Origin of the sequence: Pseudoalteromonas sp. S1610 (assembly GCF_005887465.1) — a bacterium.
Classification (GTDB): Bacteria; Pseudomonadota; Gammaproteobacteria; order Enterobacterales; family Alteromonadaceae; genus Pseudoalteromonas; species Pseudoalteromonas undina.
Map to the genome: position 1 here is coordinate 1 of NZ_PNDI01000010.1, position 16,313 is coordinate 16,313.

Genomic DNA, 16,313 nt, shown 5'->3' on the forward strand with positions numbered 1-16,313 from the left:
GCTATTCAGCTATTCAGCTAGGTTATGGTGCTGTGCTTTATATTTTAAGCGGTAGCTATGCAGTAGCGGCTCAGTATAACCGCTAGGTTGGCTAACGCCTTCAAATACTAGTGCCAAAGCCGCTTGGTAGGCAATGCTATTAGCCAGTGTTTGCTCATTAGTTGCCATGGGAATGTAAAGGCTGTCATGTTCATTTTGGCCATCAACAACCTTAGCCATTTTTGCCATCACTTTTTGTACTTGCTCATTACTGCACACGCCATGATGCAGCCAGTTGGCAATATGCTGGCTTGAGATACGTAGAGTGGCTCTATCTTCCATTAAGCCAATATGGTTAATGTCAGGCACTTTAGAACAGCCTATTCCTTGATCAATCCAACGTACAACGTAACCTAAAATACCTTGCGCGTTATTTTCAAGCTCACTTTGAATATCTTCTTTTGACAGCGTTTCTGGGTTTGCCATTAGCGGGGGTGTTAATAAGCTTTCTAGGCTTGCTATTTGGCGCGTGGCAATGCTTTGCTGCAGGCTAAATACATCCACATCATGGTAATGCATTGCGTGTAATGTGGCGGCGGTAGGGGAGGGCACCCAAGCGGTATTTGCGCCAGATTGAGGATGCGCTATTTTTTGCTCCATCATCATCGCCATTTTATCGGGCATTGCCCACATACCTTTACCAATTTGCGCTTTATGGCTTAAGCCACAAGCTAGGCCAATATCAACGTTACGATCTTCATAAGCGCTGATCCAAGGCTGTGCTTTAATAGCCGCTTTAGGCAGTACCACACCCGCTTGCATAGATGTATGAATTTCATCACCGGTGCGGTCTAAAAAGCCGGTGTTAATAAATACAACACGCTCTTTAGCAGCATGAATACAGGCTTTTAAGTTAGCAGATGTACGACGCTCTTCGTCCATAATACCCATTTTTAGGGTGTTTTTAGGCAAGCTCAGCGCCTCTTCAACCATGCCAAATAAAGTGTTAGCAAATGCTACTTCATCAGGGCCATGCATTTTTGGCTTTACAATATTAATACTTTGCGCGGTTGAGTTTTGAATGGCATTTTTAGTGTTTAAATCGTGCAGTGCGGCTGTTGCGGTGAACATGGCATCCATAATTCCTTCAAACACATCATTACCACTTACATCGGTAATAGCAGGGTTTGTCATTAAATGCCCAACGTTACGCACAAACATCATACTGCGCCCTTTTAGGGTCAGTTTTTGGCCATCAAGGTCTGTATATTGGCGATCGGCTTGTAACGTACGGTCGACCATTTTGTCGCCTTTTCTAAACGTTTCAACCAAGTTGCCCTGCATTAGGCCCAACCAGTTTTTGTAAACTTGCACTTTATCTTCGGCATCAACTGCGGCAACTGAGTCTTCACAGTCCATAATGGTGGTCAGCGCTGCTTCAAGTACCACATCTTTTAGCCCAGCTTTATCTGCTTGGCCAATAGGGTGATGGTGGTCTATTTGCAGCTCAACATGTAATCCATTGTTTTTAAGTAAAATAACACTTGGGTTTTGTGCCTCACCTTGATAGCCAACGAGTTGTTCAGGGTTTTTAAGTGTAGTGTGCGAGCTGTCGCGTAATGTAATTGCAAGTGCGCCATCCACGATTGAATAATTAGTACTTTCGATGTGCGAGCCATTTTCAAGGGGTAGCGCCTTATCTAAAAATTGTCTGGCGTAGGCCATTACTTTAAAGCCGCGCACTGGGTTGTATTGAGTCCCTTTCTCTGCACCATCTTCCTCACTGAGTACGTCTGTACCGTATAGTGCATCGTATAGTGAACCCCAGCGTGCATTGGCAGCATTTAAAGCAAAGCGGGCATTACTAACTGGAACTACTAACTGTGGCCCTGCAGTCAACGCTATTTCTGGTTCTACATTTTGGGTTTCAATATTAAAGTTTTCAGGTTCATCAACTAAATAACCAATGTCTTTTAAAAAGGCTTGGTACTGGGCTTGATCAACGTTTTTATTAGCAACATGGTAGTCATCAATCTGCTTTTGTAATTGTTCACGTTTAGCGAGTAGTGACTTGTTCAGCGGAGTAAGTGTTTGCACTATGTGGGCAAAGCTTTTCCAAAACTGGTGTTCGTCTAGATGAGTACCTGGTAATAGTTGCTTTTTAACAAATTCAGCTAGTTGCTTATCAACGCTGAGTCCAGAGTGGGTGAGAGTGTGGCTCATAATTAAAATCCTTAAACGGTCCGACAGAGTGCATTTTTTATATGCGTACACTTACCATATCGCAAAAAAGTCGCTTTGAGTGCTTTTTAACCATTCACTATATGTATAGCCGTAATAACAACTATAAATTTACTAAATCTAAAAAATAAGCCTAATGTTTAATTAAGCGCTACAGAGCTAACGCAATGTAGTCACTCTCTCAACAATAAATATTAATACCCGTTCGAAGGACTTTATTATGACAACATATCAAGGTGAAACAGATACACTAGCAACACTATGCCAATCACAAGGCAGTGCATGGAAAACTATTAATCCTGAATACGCAACTCGCATGCGTTTACAAAATCGTTTTCGCTCTGGTGTTGATATTGCACAATTTACTGCTGACATTATGCGCGAAGACATGGCTGCATACGACAAAGACACAAGCCAGTACACACAGTCTTTAGGTTGTTGGCATGGTTTTACTGCGCAACAAATGATGATGGCAATCAAGCGTCATCAAAAAACAACTAAACGCAGTTACGTATACCTAAGTGGTTGGATGGTTGCAGCGCTTCGCTCTGAGTTTGGCCCACTTCCAGATCAAAGTATGCACGAGAAAACATCAGTACCAGCACTTATCGAAGAAATCTACACCTTCTTAAAGCAAGCTGATGCACGTGAACTTGACCATTTATTTAACGAGCTAGACGATGCAAAAGCAAACGGCGGCGACGTTCAAGCCGTGCTTAATAAAATTGATAACTTTGAAACGCATGTTGTGCCAATCATTGCTGATATTGACGCAGGTTTTGGTAACGAAGAAGCGACTTACCTACTTGCTAAAAAGATGATTGAAGCGGGTGCTTGTGCTATCCAAATCGAAAACCAAGTATCAGACGCTAAGCAATGTGGTCACCAAGCAGGTAAAGTTACCGTTCCTCATGAAGACTTTTTAGCTAAAATTAATGCAGTACGTTACGCGTTTCTAGAGCTAGGTATTGATAACGGTATTATCGTTGCGCGTACCGATTCTCTAGGTGCAAGCCTAACGCAAAAAGTACCGGTTTCACAAAAACCAGGTGACTTAGCAAGCCAATACAATGCATTTTTAGAAACAACACCGGTAAACAGTGTTGATGATTTAAATGAAGGCGAAACGGCAATGAAGCTTAATGGCCAACTTTGTAAGCCTACACGCCTAGATAACGGTTTATACCAGTTCCGCGAAGGCACTGAGAAAGACCGCGTAGTACTAGACTGTGTTACTAGCTTACAGTCAGGCGCTGATTTACTGTGGATTGAAACAGAAAAACCACACGTAAAACAAATTGCAGAGCTGGTAAATCGCGTTAAAGAACAAGTTCCAGATGCTAAATTAGTATACAACAACTCACCGTCGTTCAACTGGACGCTTAAGTTCCGTGAGCAAGTATACCAAGAGTGGCAAGAAGCAGGTCGTGACCTTAGCGCTTACCCAAGTATAGATGACAATAAAGCGCTTATGGCTCCAGAAATGGATGCAACAGAGCTTGCTGCAGCTGCAGACTTACTGGTACAAAACTTCCAACGCGATGGTGCGCGTGAAGCAGGTATTTTCCATCACCTAATTACATTACCAACGTACCATACAGCAGCATTAAGCACTGATATTCTATCTGAAGGTTACTTCGGTGACTTAGGTATGCTGGCTTATGTACGTGACGTACAACGTCAAGAAATCCGTCGTGAGCAAGCGTCAGTTAAGCATCAAGACCTTGCAGGCTCTAACATTGGCGATACGCACAAAGAGTACTTCTCTGGCGAGAATGCACTTAAAGCCGGTGGTGAAGCTAACACCATGAACCAATTTTAATTCAACTAGATAGTGTTACTTAAGGGCCGCAAGGCCCTTTTTTTATGCCTACATAAAGGCAAAATTTAATAGATCAGTATTTTACTAGCTAGTTATTCAGGGATGCAGTGCAGCTTAAAAGTGTAAATAAATTTAAAGGATGTTTATGCTCGGCTGTGAGGGCTTTATGTTGATTACGCTTTGACACGGGTAAGCACAATAAATTACCCGCTTTTTACCGCATATAGATCACGATTTAACTAGCTAGTTAAAACACAGATCAGGTTTTAACTAACCATGATAAAAACAGCCATTCTCTTCATCATTAAGGGTAGATTTGCCTTTCTAATCCTCAATTTAAGCATATAAACGCTTAATTTAAAGATTTTTAACTGGGTTTAGAAAGTAATAAACCGATTTTTTACTAACTGTCGCACCTTATAAAACATTTTTTTACTAACTGAGGGCTTATAAACAGTGACTCAAACCGAATTTTTACTAACTCAAAGGGGCTGAGTTAGTATAAACCGAATTTTTACCAACTCAGTTTGAAGCTAAGTCCGATATTTAGCTAAAGTATGTAAGGGATTACTCACATTATTGCTGTAAAGGGGGTTTACACTTGTGAGCTTCGAGCTTCGAGCTTCGAGCTTCGAGCAACGAGCTTGTATAGCTCGTCACTCATAACTCTACGTTTTATTTCGAATGCTTATCAAACCACCACTGAATGTAAGCCACTTTAGTCATTAAATTTGATGGACGGGCAGTTATACCATGTGAAGCGTTTGGAATGCGCACCATCGCGGTATCAACCCCCTGTAATTTTAAGGCTTGATAAAACTGCTCTGTTTCTGAAATTGGCGTACGATAGTCTGCTTCACCAGTCAGAAGCATGGTTGGGGTTTTAACATTGCCAACATAACTGATTGGTGAGCGCTTCATGTAATGCTCAATATGGTCCCAAGGTTTACCCGGAAACCAATAATCGGCAAAAAACGGATAGAAGTCAGCAGTTAGTACAAAGCTGATCCAATTAATCACAGGCTTAGCAACAACAGCTGCAGCAAAGCGATCCGTATGGCCTACAATCCACGCGGTTAATACACCGCCGCCAGAGCCACCGGTAACGAATAATTTAGACTCATCAATAAAGCCTTTATCGATTAGCGCGTCAACGCCAGTTATTAAATCATCGTAATCATTGCTTGGGTAATTATGATGAATGGTTTGCGCAAACTCTTTACCGTACGAGTCACTGCCTCGTGGGTTCATGTATAAAACGACATTTCCTTTAGCGGCAAATAGTTGTACTTCGGCACTAAAGTGAGGGCCATAGTTAGCAACAGGGCCACCGTGAATTTCAAGCACCAGTGGGTATTTTTTTGATTTATCAAAACCCGGAGGGTAAGCAACCCAGGCTTGTATTGGTAACTCGTCGTGGCTTGATTTTAACCATAGCTCTTCAACCTTAGCGAGCTGCTTAGTTTGTAGTGCATCTGAGTTCAAATCGGTTAAACGCTTTACTGAGCCACGCTTTATTGTTGCAACATCAGCTGGACGCTGAGTATCAGCAAGTGTAAATGCAATATCGCCATTTTCACTAATATCAAAATCACCACCAGAATAAGGGCGGCCAAACGCCACACTTCCTATTTTTTCAGTAATTACTTTACGTTTACCGCTTCGAGGTTGATAAGCAAGTGCGGTTTGGCCTTCATCGGCATAACTAAAATAGAGGCCTTTTGAATTTGCGCTCCACTTTATTTGGCCAACGCTGCGATCGAAATCGCTAGTCAGGCTTTGAGTATCGCCAGTTTTCAAATCACGAATATAAAGCTGAGTATTTTCATAGTTAGTGCGCTTGTCATCGTAGCCAGTAAAAGCAAGGTACTGACCGTTTGGTGAGACCTGAGGTTGTTGATCTGGCCCATTACGGTCGGTCAGTGGGGTGATCTCTAACGTGCTTAAATTAAGTTGGTACACTTCACTATTGGTAGGCTTGAGCGCATGTTCAGCGTGTCTATTGGCTGAGAAATAAAGTGATTCGCCGTTTTTACTAAAGCTTACCCCCCCATTGTAATCAAAGTTATCGTCAGTGAGTTGCTGTGCATTGCCGCCATTCGCATTAAGAGTAAATAGCTGATTAAACCCTTTTTGACTATAGCCCCTGCCATCTGCCCGGTAGTAAACATCGTCAATAAATTTAGCTGGCTCTGCCCAACTAGCACCTTTAGGTTTGCCAGGCAAACTGACAGGAGGTGAGCTTATTTCAGGAACAAACATACTAAACACCAGTTGTTTAGAATTAGGTGACCAAGTTATTGAGCGAGGTGCATTAGTAAGGTTACTAATTTTTGCCACAGCTCCAGTTTTAAGCCACTTCATGTATATTTGATTACTGCCATCTCTGTTAGAGATAAACGCAAGGCGCTGCCCATCGGGTGACAACACAGGCGAGTAGTCCATAAATACACCTGATGTTAAGGGCTGCAGTTGTCCTGTGTTGTAATCAACAGACCAAATATTACCGACTTTGCGATCGGTTTTAATATCCATGCGGTTACGAACGAAATACACTGTTTTACCGTCTTCGGTGATGTCTATTTGGTTGGCATATTCTAAGTTGAATATATCTTGAAGTTGTAATGTGTGTGTATTGTCGTTTGCGCTGGCAAAATGGCTTGCGCTAAATATAAAACTAAGTGCTAAAAACTGTTTCATTATTAATCCCTGTTGTTAACTTATGTACAGTTATAAGTGAGGGATTATTAAATTAACAGCACAATGCGATGAAGCCCATAATTAACTCTATGAGCATTAATTCAATGAGGTTACAAAGGCTGTAAAGGGGGTTTACAGCTTAATCTGTATTTTTAACTTTAGCTATTGGCTGAGCAAAGCGCTTTTATCTCTTCAATAATTGCAATGCCTTGGGGGTTATCGCCATGCACGCAGATGCTGTCAGCAACTAGTTTCAACGATTTTCTAGATTGAGTAGTTACACTTTTACCGGTTAAAAGCTGCTTAACCTGAGCTAATAATGCGTCTTTGCTATGCACACTGCCCGGTATATTTCGTGCTACTAATTGCCCTTGGTCTGTGTATTGCCTGTCTGCGAACGCCTCTAATATCAGTGTGAGCCCAAGGTGCCGTGCCATTGTTTGATGTAGCTTGGCATCGGCTGTGGCGAGTATCATCAACTTTAAGTTAGCAGGGTAACTGGCAACCGCACCCATAACAGTGGTAAGCAATTGCTGGTTGTTCATCATGTCGTTATACAGCGCACCATGGGGTTTTACATAGCTAAGGGTTAGCCCTTGTACTTTTGCCATGCCATCAAGGGCAGCTATTTGATAGTGCAAACATTGAGTGAGCTCAGCCACACTCATACTCATTGAGCGCCTACCAAACCCTTGTTTATCAGGGTAGCTTGGATGAGCGCCAATCATAACATTATGTTTTTTAGCTAGCTTTAGGGTATGCGCCATTACACTCGAATCACCTGCATGAAAGCCACAAGCAATATTTGCCATATCAATATGGGGCATAACATCGTTATCAAGGCCCATTTGCCATGCGCCAAAGCTCTCGCCTAAATCACAATTAAGTTTCATATTAATGGCTCTTCGATTGTTTAATTGTTACCGGTAATTGGCCTTTGGCTGGAGCTTGGCCTAATAATACTTTTGCCAGTGCAGTAAAGGCAGGCCCAGACACCAGCTCGTTTTTATCCACATCAATATTATAAGCATAGGAAGCAAGTACTGCATCAGCATAGTTACCAAATTGCGCAATGTCATACGGTGCACGTAAACTAATAAATACCGTGGGAGTGTGTTGTTTAGCCATTTTTAGTAATGACTCAAGCGCTTTGGGTTGCTCTGCGTTATTTAAGGCAAAGTTTGGGTTATCGGCTAAGTCATCCATACCGCCAATTTCCACGGCACTTTGATTCGGCGTTGCATTGCCAGCAATAACAATACTTGCTTGGTTTATGTTGCGCTGCGCTTCATCTGGATCAAAGCCCTGTAAGCTACTGCAACTAAAACTGAGTGGTTGTGAACTTAACGCACTAATTGCTTGTTGCATTGCCATGCACTTGCGGGTGTCAGGCATAATAATATGAATATGCTGATCAGCACCAAGTTTAAGCGGCAAGGTATTATTGTTATTTTTTATTTGGGTAATTGCCGCTAATGCCAGAGATGCTTCTAATTCACGATGTGCTTTATTACCGATAATGTGTTTTGCATTAGCCAATGCATTAATGGGGTTAGGCAAAGCGTTTAATTTAAACTTACTTTTAAGCGAGGTAATACGCTGCGTCGAATGGGCAATTTCATGTGCGTCTAGTTGCCCTGTTTTAACCGCACTAATTAAAGAGTCAATGAGCGCATCAAGCTTATTTATATCCTCAGGCGTTCTAATTTCTATTGGCATTAGCGCAATATCAACCCCAGCTGCAAAAGTGTTTACAACTGCTTGGGTAGGGCTGAAAAAATGGCTTATACCGGCCATATCCAGTGCATCGGTTACCACTACGCCTTGATAGTTAAGCTCTTTACGAAGAATATCGGTCATGATTTTACGCGACATGGTCGCGGGTTTTATCATTTGCTTACCCTCTACATTGGTTAATGTACTGCTATCAAGCTCAGGGTATTGAATATGCGCGGTCATTATCATCCCAGGACTATGCTGCTCAATAATGTGTTTAAAGGGCGCTAAATCTTGAGCGTAAATAATTTCTTTTGAATGCATCACTTTAGGTAAGCCGGTATGGCTATCTACATTGGTATCACCATGTCCTGGAAAGTGCTTTATAGCGCTAATAATCCCGTTTTTTTCAAATTCACTAACTTGTGCCGCACCCAGTACCGCTACTTCATCGGGGTTTTCACTAAATGAGCGTACATTAATGACCGGATTGTCAGGGTTCATATTCACATCAACCGTTGGAGCATAATTTACATTAATGCCAAGCGCTGAGAGTTCAGTAGCCAATACGTTCGCCGTTTGGGTTGCAAAATAAGTACCATGCTCAGGATAAGTTGCGCCAATTGACATATTACCGGTGAATGAGGTGGCCACATCGCGAGGTAAGCGAGCAACGCGTCCGCCCTCCTGATCAATAGAAATAAACAGCGGTAAGCCTGATTTTGATGCAGACGCAGCTTGTTGCAGTTGCTGATTAAGGCTAATTATTTGTTCAATACTTTGGGTGTTTTCAGAAAATAAAATAACCCCGCCAATATCATAACGGCTAATCGCTTTGGCTAGTGTATCTGGTAACTCGGTTAATGCTGTTCTGCAGCGCTTACTGCTGCCTTGGTGACAAAAGTAGCGTAAATCGAGCATAAGTTTTTGCCCAAGTTGCTGTTTAAGTGACAGCGCAGAATCGGCAAAAGAAGATTTTATTGGCATGAAACATCCGATTAAAAAAAGAGAAGACGATAACAAGTACTTATTTAGCAACACACACCCCAAGGCTAAATAAAAATAAAGTGCACGCAGCTTAACTATTATTGAGCTTAACTGCAAAACCCAGCAAATATAAACCATATGATTTAATTATCCTTAAAATAACAAAAATTAGGCCACTTAGTTCTATTTATGTATTATATTAATTGTGTATGCAGTGCATAGCAGTCGTTTTTATTTGCTTAGGATGATATTAAGTTGCGTTTTCGATTACCATTTACTTTTAACCTCAGGCAATTAATTCTTTTGTTAGCTATGCCCGCTGCAGCTGCTATTTTGTTTAGTGGTTTGTATATTAGTTATCAGGTTCAAAAAGAACGAGTTATTAAAGATACCCTGCAAAGTAATCATGTATTTGCTAGTAAGTTAGCTTCAGCAACTGAGCACTTTTTAGCAGCAGCAATGCAGCAACTTGAGTTTTCAGCCAGTATTATTGCTGAAGATATTACCAACACTGAGTTACTCCAAGCTGAAACCAACCGCCTTTTAGAGCAAACTCAGAGTTTTAATTCGGTTGCTATCAATATGCAAGGTGTGGTTAAAGCAGCTTCACCTGTGTCTTTAAATATAATTAATAAAACCGTTAATTCAGTCCACTCTAAGCAGGCTCTTAAATCACAGCAGCCGCAGGTTAGCCTGCCTTACATTTCGCTGGCTAATAATTTAATTATTGTTGTCTCCTATCCTCTGTTTGATCTGGCAGGGAATTATTATGGTTATATTGGTGGTAGCTTTTACTTAGAGCAGCAGAGTATTTTAAATGCCTTGTTAAAACAGCATAGTTACGATGGCGGGGCTTACTTTTATGTGGTTGCTGATAACAAAATCTTACTTTACCATCCTGATTCTAAGCGCATTGGTGAGCAAGTATCTAATAACCTAGTAATAGAGCGAGTGTTGCAAGGTGAACGTGGTTACACTCGGATTTTAAATAGTCAAGGAACAGCTATGCTTGCTGGGTTTGCGCCCGTTAAGCTCGCGAATTGGGGGATTGTTGCCCAGCGAAGTGAAGCGACAACACTTGCAAAACTAGATACTTTTCAAGGGCAGGTGCTTAAGCGAATGTTACCCATAGTACTCATTACTTTTTTATTAATTGCTATGTTAGCTCACTATATTGCTAAGCCGTTAAGGTTATTAGCCGATAGCGCTAACTTATCAACCGATAAGAAAAACGTAGAGCACCTCAAAGGTATTAAGTCTTGGTACTTTGAAAGTCAGCAGCTTAAATATGCAATGCTAGAAGGCGTTCATACTTTGCAATCGCAAATGGGGCAATTACGTCAAGATGCACTCACCGATCCGCTAACTGGCGCGCATAATAGGCGGGGCTTAAACATATTGCTTGAAAACCTAATGGATAAGCAAATACCGTTTGCTGTGCTTGAAATTGATATCGACTTTTTTAAACGGGTTAATGATACGTTTGGCCATGATACGGGTGATGAAGTATTAAAAACCCTTACTCATATTATACAGTCGTTATCGCGCAAGCATGATATTGTGGCACGCACTGGTGGAGAAGAGTTTTTACTGGTGTTGCCAAACGAAAATAGTGATAGTGCATTTGTTATTGCTGAGCGTTTACGCAACCAAGTAGCCACCACATTGATGGCAAAAGTAGGCTATATAAATGTATCGATTGGTATCGCTACTTGGCCACAGCATAGCGATGATATTAACCAAGTATATAAATGCGCTGACAAAGCGCTCTATCACGCTAAAGAAACGGGTCGTAATAAAAGTGTGATCGCCAGCTAAAATTAAATTTATTTTTAAAAATTAACTTACCTTAAGTTTTATTTAAGTTTCACTGATTAAATTTTATCTATAGATTTAATACAGGCGATGCTTATATGCAACTAGCTCAACATCATTCCTCAGCTGCGCTGTTTCAACAGCCTTTTCATTTTGTTAGTGCTACGCAAAGTGATAAACACCGTCAGCGCCTTGAAAATACAGTAAAACAAGGCTTTTTCGCTGCGTATAATGCAAGCCTAACCTCATTTATGCCATTACTCTGTCAGTATAAAACTGTGCAAGGGCATTGCACATTAGGGCTCAGAAACGCCACTTCCCCTTTATTCATTGAACAATATTTAGCTGCGGCCATTGAACAATTTTTACCATCAGGTACACCGCGAAATAAGGTGTTTGAGCTAGGTAACCTTTGCTCAACACATCGTAAAGCCACGTTATCTCATTTTATTATTGTAAATGAAGCTTTGCGCGGCTTTGGCGCGAGCTACTTAGTGTTTTGCGCTACCAAAAAAGTACGCGCCTTACTACGCCTACTAGGTGTTACCTGCAACGAAATTGCACTGGCTAATAGCACTGTAGTAGAACAGCCAAAGAGCTGGGGTAGCTATTATGAGAATCAGCCTACGGTGTGCATTGTTAATTTAGCGCAGGCACATCAGCAAGTACTTAACACACCCATGCTGTTAAATATTAAACAGCAAAATACACAACAAATTAATGCCTTGATGACTGCGTTGGAGAGCTTATGAGCCTATTAAATAATATTAATAAGGTAGCGAATGAGCCAGTGGTTGTTAGTTACTTAGCCAATAAAGTGATGCCTATTAGCGTTTTGGAGTTACAACAAGAAACTAATAAGCTGACAGCTATTTTTAACGCTTTAGATTCTGGTGTAATTGCCTTCCAGCTTGATAATACTCCAGCTTGGCTGGTTGTTGATGCCGCAACCAGTGCTGCAAACAAGGTTGCGGTGCCTATCGCCCATTTTTTTAGTCAGCAGCAAACACAGTATGTGCTAGCGCAATGCGGTGCGCAGTTTTTTATTAGTGATATGCCTCGTCATTCGCTTGGTAAGCATTCATTGTCGGTAACATTATTTGAGCATTATACCCTTTATATTTATCAGCTCGATGCAATTGAGCCCGTGGACTATTTTACTGGTACGCAAAAAATTACATTTACTTCAGGTTCTACTGGCGAGCCAAAAGGGGTGTGCTTATCAACACAAAGCCAGATGCAGGTAGCTCAGTCATTATGTGAGCAAATAAACATTAGTAACCCCGTGCATTTATGCTTACTTCCGCTGCCAGTACTATTGGAAAATATAGCGGGTGTGTATGCGCCTTTGTTAAGTGGCGGTTGTGTACATTTAATGCCGCTAAACGAATTAGGTTTTGTTGGCTCAGGGTTAAAAAACCCTAACAAACTCATTGGTGCAATCGATAGTGTAAAACCTAACACCCTTATTTTAGTGCCTGAGTTATTAACGTGTTTAGTTGCCTTTGCAAAACAAGGCTGGCAGCCACCAAAGTCACTTAAGTTTATTGCTGTTGGCGGAGCACGGGTTAGTGAATCTTTAATTTTAACTGCACGAGAATATAACCTACCGGTTTATCAAGGGTATGGTTTGTCTGAGGCTGCTTCAGTAGTGAGTTTAAACACCCCCAACTATGACGACATAAATAGTGCTGGTGAAGTATTAGGGCACGTTGAAACGAAAGTTGAAAATGATGAGTTATTTATTAAAGGAGCGTTATTTTTAGGGTATTTAAATCAAGCGCCGCATAACCCAAATACCTGGTACGCCACTGGCGACTTAGTATCTAAGCGTAATAATAAGCTGTACATAAAAGGGCGAGTAAAAAATCTGATCATCACCAGTATGGGGCGTAATGTTAGCGCCGAATGGCCTGAATCATTAATTTTAAGCCAAAGTGCGATACAGCAAGCGGTGGTGTTTGGTGAAAGCCAGCCATTTTTAAGCGCGCTTATTTATGCGGCTCCCGGATTTAGTGATGAGCAATTAAAAGCACATTTAAAAACAGTAAACCAGCAACTTCCTGACTACGCACAGATTAAAAAGTGGCATCGTTTGGCCCAACCTTTAAACGAGCAGCAAGGATTATTAACCGCTAATAATCGCCCTAAACGAGCGGCAATTAGCCAGCACTACAGCCCTATTTTTGAACAGTTTTACCGACTTGGAGAAGTGATCCATGAGTGATTTTTTTAATACATTAAAAGCACAAACTCAAAACGAGCGTGAGTACTTATTAGCTGCGCCAATTATACAGCGTGTATTTAACGGACAAGCAACGCTTGAAGAGTATGCCTCGTTTTTAGCGCAGGCTTATCATCATGTAAAACACACTGTTCCTTTAATGATGTCACTTGGCGCACGTTTAACTGATGAGCAAGAATGGTTACGTGAAGCGGTAGCTGAATATATTGAAGAAGAAATTGGTCATCAAGAGTGGGTGCTAAACGACATTGCAGCCTGTGGGTTTGATAAAGAAAGTGTGCGCTATAGTCAGCCACAATTCGCCACTGAAATGATGGTGTCGTATGCCTACGATAGTATTGCACGTAAAAATCCGCTTAGCTTTTTTGGTATGGTTCACGTATTAGAGGGGACCTCAATTGCGCTTGCTGATGGAGCCGCATCAAACATAGCGAATGCAATAGGGCTTCCTAAAAAAGCGTTTAGCTATTTAACCTCTCACGGCGCGCTTGATATAGAGCATGTTAAGTTTTTTGAAAACTTAATGAATCAAATTACTGACGAGGCGGATCAGCAGGCTATTTTACATGGCGCAAAATGTTTTTACCGTTTGTACGGCGATATTTTTCGCGCTTTAGACGACGAGCCGTTTTTTAAAGCATCAGCACAAGAGCAACACGCATGAATACCAGCTTATGTGTATTAACTGGTGCGACAGGTGGAATTGGTCAAGCCATTGCCAAAACACTACACGGCCAAGGTTGGCAACTACTCTTGGTGGGGCGAAATAGTGATGCCCTCAATACGCTAAGTAGCCAATGTCCCGGTAGTATTGTTTTTGTGGGGGATTTAACGGTTGCCGAAAACATGTTGGCACTAGCCATTAAAGCCAAAAAATTAGGGGGCGCTAAGTTACTCATAAACAATGCAGGCATTAATGTAATGCAAAGCTTAAGTGCATCGAGTAGTGAGCAAATTGATAATCTACTGAGCACTAACTTAGCCGTCCCTATGAAATTATGTCAGCTGTTTTTAGCGCAATTGCATGCGAATAAAGGCTCCATAGTTAATGTTGGGTCGTCATTTGGCAGTATAGGTTACCCATATCAAACACTTTACTGTGCTAGTAAGTTCGGTTTACGTGGTTTTAGCGAAGCGCTATCACGAGAGCTTTCAGATACACCCGTTAAAGTTAGTTATTTAGCACCAAGAGCAACCGATACAGATATTAATGATGCACAAACCCGAGCAATGAATAAGGCGCTTGGTAATCAAATGGACTCCACACAGTTGGTGGCTGATGAGTTAGTTGCGTTATTAAACTCAAATAAAACCAGACGATTTATTGGCTTTCCTGAGAAACTTTTTGCACGTATCAATGGCGTTTTTCCACGTATTGTGGATAACGCAATTGCTAAACAGCTCCCTAAAATAAAACAGTTTTTAGGTTAATAGAGGATTTATTATGAAAAAATTTACTTTAGTAGCTTATTTAAGCATTGTTAGTGTGTTTTCATCGCCGGTATTTGCAGACGAACAAAGCGATTTACTCGCTATTCAACAGCAGTGGGCGGTCGCTAATTATGAGCTTAAAGATGATGCACAAATCAAAGCCTTTACTCAACTAAGTGAGCAAAGTGCTCAATTTATTGAAAGCTACCCTGATTCAGCAAATAGCTATACGTGGAACGGCATTGTACTGGCCAGTTTTGCTGGCGCAAAGGGTGGGTTAGGGGCGCTGGGCTATGCTAAAGATGCAAAAGCGTCATTAGAGCAAGCCCTTAAAATAGACGACAGTGCTTTAGGTGGCTCAGCGTATGCCAGCCTAGCAACCTTATACAGTAAAGTACCGGGGTGGCCTATTGGTTTTGGTGATGATGACACCGCCGACAAGTTTTTTAAGCAAGCGCTCGCTTTTAACAAAAAAGGCATTGATACTAACTACTTGTATGGTGAGTTTTTATATGACGAGCGTGAATATGAGCAAGCTAAAGCCCATTTGTTAGTTGCGCAAGCAGCAGGTATTCGTGATACTCGTGCTAAAGCTGATAAATATCGTCAACAAGCAATTAGCTCTTTATTAGCTAAAGTAGATAAAAAACTAAAGAGATAACAAAATAAACAATGCATTTATTATTAGTTGAAGATGATCATCTTGTGGCGCAAGGGCTTTGCCGCTCATTGCGCCAAGAAGGCTACAGTGTAGAGCATAGCGCAACGGTTAAGCATGCATTGCAATGCTTAGGCAGTGGTGAAATAGAGTTGGTTATACTTGACCTAGGTTTACCCGATGGTGATGGTTCACAAATTTTAAAGCACATAAAAGCGCAAAAAAAAGTGATTCCGGTGGTTATACTAACTGCACGAAGTAGCATAGATGACAAGGTGCAAGGGCTTGATATGGGCGCTGATGATTATTTAGCTAAGCCATTTGAACCAGCCGAATTATTTGCTCGTTTGCGCGTAGCAAGCCGACGAGTAAATCAAGCTCAGTCGAGTTTATTACAGTGTGGTGAAGTGACTATGGACACGTCAGCGCATAGTGTCACACTCAGCGATGAGCTGCTTTCTCTGCCACGAAAAGAATACATGCTGCTAAAGGCACTATTGGAAAACCAAGGTCGCGTGCAATCTAAACAGCAGTTAGAAAACAAACTGTACCAGTGGGGTGAAGAGGTTGGCTCTAACACCATTGAAGTGCATATTCATCACCTACGAAAAAAATTCCCCAGCGATTTTATTAAAACTCTCCGTGGTATTGGTTATGTCGTGGGAAAGAGATAGCTCACGTGATTAAAACGCCCCTAGATTGCACAAACTTGAATTTAC

12 protein-coding genes are annotated in these 16,313 nt (G+C 41.5%); 8 read left to right on the forward strand and 4 right to left on the reverse strand.

The annotated features are described in order from the left end of the window. Window positions 1-9 precede the first annotated feature (9 nt). A complete protein-coding gene (locus CWB77_RS04835) occupies window positions 10-2,202 on the reverse strand; it encodes a malate synthase G (protein ID WP_138621581.1) in 2,193 nt (730 codons plus the stop codon). A gap of 238 nt (window positions 2,203-2,440) precedes the next feature. On the opposite strand from CWB77_RS04835, the gene CWB77_RS04840 reads away from it, so the two are divergent. Next, window positions 2,441-4,042 (forward strand): isocitrate lyase, encoded by a 1,602-nt coding sequence (locus CWB77_RS04840; RefSeq protein WP_010388704.1) that lies wholly within the window; start codon window positions 2,441-2,443, stop codon window positions 4,040-4,042. Window positions 4,043-4,717: 675 nt separating this feature from the next. Here the strand turns inward: CWB77_RS04840 and CWB77_RS04845 are convergent. The 3 genes from CWB77_RS04845 to CWB77_RS04855 all read right to left on the reverse strand — a co-directional run bounded on the left by CWB77_RS04845 (window position 4,718) and on the right by CWB77_RS04855 (window position 9,445). Further along, window positions 4,718-6,742, reverse strand: a complete 2,025-nt coding sequence (locus CWB77_RS04845; RefSeq protein ID WP_138621583.1) for a S9 family peptidase — start codon at window positions 6,740-6,742, stop codon at window positions 4,718-4,720. Window positions 6,743-6,900: 158 nt separating this feature from the next. Then, window positions 6,901-7,635 carry a 5-oxoprolinase subunit PxpA gene (locus CWB77_RS04850; RefSeq protein ID WP_138621585.1) on the reverse strand — a complete coding sequence of 245 codons (735 nt, stop codon included), beginning with the start codon at window positions 7,633-7,635 and terminating at the stop codon, window positions 6,901-6,903. Between the two features lies 1 nt (window position 7,636). Next, window positions 7,637-9,445, reverse strand: coding sequence for a glycoside hydrolase family 3 protein (locus tag CWB77_RS04855; protein WP_138621587.1), 1,809 nt, complete (start codon window positions 9,443-9,445; stop codon window positions 7,637-7,639). Window positions 9,446-9,700: 255 nt separating this feature from the next. On the opposite strand from CWB77_RS04855, the gene CWB77_RS04860 reads away from it, so the two are divergent. From CWB77_RS04860 to CWB77_RS04890, 7 genes are all read left to right on the forward strand, one after another. Beyond that, complete coding sequence (locus tag CWB77_RS04860) at window positions 9,701-11,263, forward strand: sensor domain-containing diguanylate cyclase (RefSeq protein ID WP_502705057.1); 1,563 nt, start codon at window positions 9,701-9,703, stop codon at window positions 11,261-11,263. A gap of 95 nt (window positions 11,264-11,358) precedes the next feature. Continuing rightward, window positions 11,359-12,012 carry a thermostable hemolysin gene (locus tag CWB77_RS04865; RefSeq protein ID WP_138621589.1) on the forward strand — a complete coding sequence of 218 codons (654 nt, stop codon included), beginning with the start codon at window positions 11,359-11,361 and terminating at the stop codon, window positions 12,010-12,012. Continuing rightward, on the forward strand, window positions 12,009-13,487 hold the full coding sequence (locus CWB77_RS04870; protein ID WP_138621590.1) for an AMP-binding protein: 1,479 nt from the start codon (window positions 12,009-12,011) through the stop codon (window positions 13,485-13,487). The genes CWB77_RS04865 and CWB77_RS04870 overlap by 4 nt, the downstream gene beginning before the upstream one ends. Beyond that, complete coding sequence (locus CWB77_RS04875) at window positions 13,480-14,169, forward strand: iron-containing redox enzyme family protein (protein ID WP_008466894.1); 690 nt, start codon at window positions 13,480-13,482, stop codon at window positions 14,167-14,169. The genes CWB77_RS04870 and CWB77_RS04875 overlap by 8 nt, the downstream gene beginning before the upstream one ends. Continuing rightward, window positions 14,166-14,936, forward strand: a complete 771-nt coding sequence (locus tag CWB77_RS04880) for an SDR family oxidoreductase (RefSeq protein WP_138621592.1) — start codon at window positions 14,166-14,168, stop codon at window positions 14,934-14,936. The genes CWB77_RS04875 and CWB77_RS04880 overlap by 4 nt, the downstream gene beginning before the upstream one ends. A 13-nt stretch (window positions 14,937-14,949) precedes the next feature. After that, the gene (locus CWB77_RS04885; RefSeq protein ID WP_055011599.1) at window positions 14,950-15,597 is read left to right on the forward strand and encodes a tetratricopeptide repeat protein; all 648 of its coding nucleotides are present in this window, start codon (window positions 14,950-14,952) and stop codon (window positions 15,595-15,597) included. An 11-nt stretch (window positions 15,598-15,608) separates the two neighbouring features. Beyond that, a complete protein-coding gene (locus CWB77_RS04890) occupies window positions 15,609-16,268 on the forward strand; it encodes a response regulator (protein ID WP_010556093.1) in 660 nt (219 codons plus the stop codon). The last annotated feature ends 45 nt before the right edge of the window (window positions 16,269-16,313 follow it).

Bases quoted from the DNA above. Each gene is read 5' to 3' on its own strand.
- CWB77_RS04835 (WP_138621581.1), bottom strand. From the start codon at position 2,202: ATGAGCCACACTCTCACCCACTCTGGACTCAGCGTTGATAAGCAACTA.
- CWB77_RS04840 (WP_010388704.1), top strand. From the start codon at position 2,441: ATGACAACATATCAAGGTGAAACAGATACACTAGCAACACTATGCCAA.
- CWB77_RS04845 (WP_138621583.1), bottom strand. From the start codon at position 6,742: ATGAAACAGTTTTTAGCACTTAGTTTTATATTTAGCGCAAGCCATTTT.
- CWB77_RS04850 (WP_138621585.1), bottom strand. From the start codon at position 7,635: ATGAAACTTAATTGTGATTTAGGCGAGAGCTTTGGCGCATGGCAAATG.
- CWB77_RS04855 (WP_138621587.1), bottom strand. From the start codon at position 9,445: ATGCCAATAAAATCTTCTTTTGCCGATTCTGCGCTGTCACTTAAACAG.
- CWB77_RS04865 (WP_138621589.1), top strand. From the start codon at position 11,359: ATGCAACTAGCTCAACATCATTCCTCAGCTGCGCTGTTTCAACAGCCT.
- CWB77_RS04870 (WP_138621590.1), top strand. From the start codon at position 12,009: ATGAGCCTATTAAATAATATTAATAAGGTAGCGAATGAGCCAGTGGTT.
- CWB77_RS04875 (WP_008466894.1), top strand. From the start codon at position 13,480: ATGAGTGATTTTTTTAATACATTAAAAGCACAAACTCAAAACGAGCGT.
- CWB77_RS04880 (WP_138621592.1), top strand. From the start codon at position 14,166: ATGAATACCAGCTTATGTGTATTAACTGGTGCGACAGGTGGAATTGGT.
- CWB77_RS04885 (WP_055011599.1), top strand. From the start codon at position 14,950: ATGAAAAAATTTACTTTAGTAGCTTATTTAAGCATTGTTAGTGTGTTT.
- CWB77_RS04890 (WP_010556093.1), top strand. From the start codon at position 15,609: ATGCATTTATTATTAGTTGAAGATGATCATCTTGTGGCGCAAGGGCTT.